This is a genomic window from Kitasatospora sp. NPDC093558, assembly GCF_040683475.1.
Taxonomy (GTDB): domain Bacteria; phylum Actinomycetota; class Actinomycetes; order Streptomycetales; family Streptomycetaceae; genus Kitasatospora.
Map to the genome: position 1 here is coordinate 1 of NZ_JBFBDY010000925.1, position 2,074 is coordinate 2,074.

Annotated in this window: 3 protein-coding genes; all 3 read right to left on the bottom strand. The window is 75.2% G+C overall.

Translation table 11 applies throughout. The features are described from left to right. Window positions 1–80: 80 nt before the first annotated feature. Window positions 81–287: a hypothetical protein gene (locus AB0O00_RS36995; protein ID WP_363659085.1), complete on the bottom strand. Its 207-nt coding sequence runs from the start codon at window positions 285–287 to the stop codon at window positions 81–83. 107 nt (window positions 288–394) lie between these two features. Then, window positions 395–997, bottom strand: coding sequence for a class I SAM-dependent methyltransferase (locus AB0O00_RS37000; RefSeq protein WP_363659086.1), 603 nt, complete (start codon window positions 995–997; stop codon window positions 395–397). 556 nt (window positions 998–1,553) lie between these two features. After that, the gene (locus tag AB0O00_RS37005; RefSeq protein ID WP_363659087.1) at window positions 1,554–1,784 is read right to left on the bottom strand and encodes a hypothetical protein; all 231 of its coding nucleotides are present in this window, start codon (window positions 1,782–1,784) and stop codon (window positions 1,554–1,556) included. Window positions 1,785–2,074: the final 290 nt, after the last annotated feature.

Consider the following 2,074-nt stretch of genomic DNA (forward strand, 5'->3'; position numbering starts at 1 on the left):
CACGCCCACCCCCCCGCCCCCCGCAGCATGCCGCCCCGCCCGACTTCCTGCGCCGCAGCACCCCGGGATCCCCGGGATCCTCACGCGGCCATGCAGGCGCGCCATTGGCCCCGGGCGAAGGAGACGCCGCCGGACCAGTAGTTGACGTTCCAGGCCGCCTCGCACTGCTGCCGCCGAGTCGGCTGCCAGGGGCCGCTCGCCTCGGCCTGGGTCGCGGCGGTCAGGAGCAGCAGCGGGGAAAGGGTCGCGGCGAGGGCCGCGGCGGTGACGAATCGACGGATGCGCATGAGTGGTGAACCCTCCTGGCCTGGTCGGATGTTCGGCTTCGTGTACCGAATCGTCGCAGTGGCCGGCGCGGCGGCGACATCCCATCTTCCTGGGGGAGACGGGCGCGTCAGGCCGCCGATTCGAAGGCGAGGATCGTCCAGTGGACGCCCGGGCGGGCGTGGAGGTCCTGGCGGGTGATGCGGCCGATCGGGTGCAGGCCGCTGGTGGCGGCCTGGGCGACGGTCTCCTCGGGCGGGACGTCGAACATGCGGCGGCCGGGCGGCACCGGTCCGTGGCGCAGCGACAGGATCACCCGGCCGCCGGGGGCGAGAAGGCGGGCCAACGAGGCCATCGCGGGCGGGCGTTCGGCAGGGGCGAGGTGCATCCAGACGGCCGTCAGGAGGATGAGGTCGAAGGGCCCGGCACCGCGCAGGGAGGGCAGCTCCGGGAGCGCGTCGGAGACCCATGCGACACCGGAATCGCGGTGCAACTCCTCACCGATGAGCCGGAGTTCGGGCGTCGGCTCGGCGGCGACCACCGAGTGGCCGAGGGCGGCGAGCGCCGCCGCGTCGCGGCCGGTGCCGGCGCCGATGTCGAGGACGGCGGCGGGCGGCGGCGGGAAGAGGTGCAGCAGCTCGCGGTGCACCTCGGCGAAGGTGACGCTCTCGTACTGGACGGCCAGCGCGTGCGCCTCCGCACCGTAACCCGCCGTGCCCGCAGGCCCGTTCACAACGCCCCCCCCGCATGATCACCGCGTCGCCGGCCGCCGCCGCGTCCGCGAAGAAGTCCCGCAGCTCCCGCAGGTCGGCGACCACCTCGGCGGCGAGCGTCTCGGACCACGGGGTCACGAAGCCGAGCGCGACGACCGTCCGCGCGAGCAGTGCATCCTGCTGACGGACCAGCTCGCCGAGGGCCGAGCCCCGCAGGAACACCGAGGCGGCGGCGACCTGTTCGGGGCGCAGCACCTGTACGTCGGGCTCCCCGACCGGGCGCGGCGCGCCGCCGTGGAGGGGCAGGCGGGCGGCCGGGTCGGGGTGCAGGCCGTTCTCGGTGAGGGCGAGCGCCATCAGCCGCGCCGTGCGCCGCACGGCCAGGGCGAGCCCGGCGGCCGTCAGCTCGGCGAAGCCCGCGTCGTACCGGGAGGGGACGAGCGCGCCGAGTTCGGTCGGCGAGCTCGCGTCCACGGCCTGCCCGGGCAGGCGCCGCCAGAAGTGGTCGCTCACCCGGACAGCCTAGTGCCACGGCCCTGGGGCCGGATCATGCGGGAGGCACGGCCCGGTGCGGGTTCAGGCCTCGCCGGGGTGCCAGGCGGGCCATTCCCACGGGCGGTCGGCCCAGTGGACGCGCTGCGGGTCGTGGGGGTCGAGGTCGGGGAAGAGCTCGTGGATCCGGGGCTCGAACTCCTCCGGCGCCAGCGGTTCCCAGCCGTGGCCCTCGAAGTGGACCAGCCGGTAGCGGCTGTCGGTGCGGAACTCCGCGACATCGACCAGAGGGCCGGACGTGCTGTTGGTCTCCATGCCCCCAATATGTGGCGCGGCGGCAATCGGCGCCCGTCCGGAACCCTCTTCCGGGTCATGTCCTGGCTTCGGCGCGCCCGTTGGGCCCGGTGGCTCGTTGAGCACGAAGCACGCTACGAACCGGGGGGTACCGGACGGCAGGAGGACCTCGACATGACTGGGCAGCCCACCGGCGGGCAGTGGCAGTGGCCGCAGCAGGCCTGGCAGCCACCACCGGTCCCCGCGCCGCCGCCGACCGGGCCCGCCTACACGTCCGTCCCCCCGCCGCCACCCGACACCGCGCCGCTGCC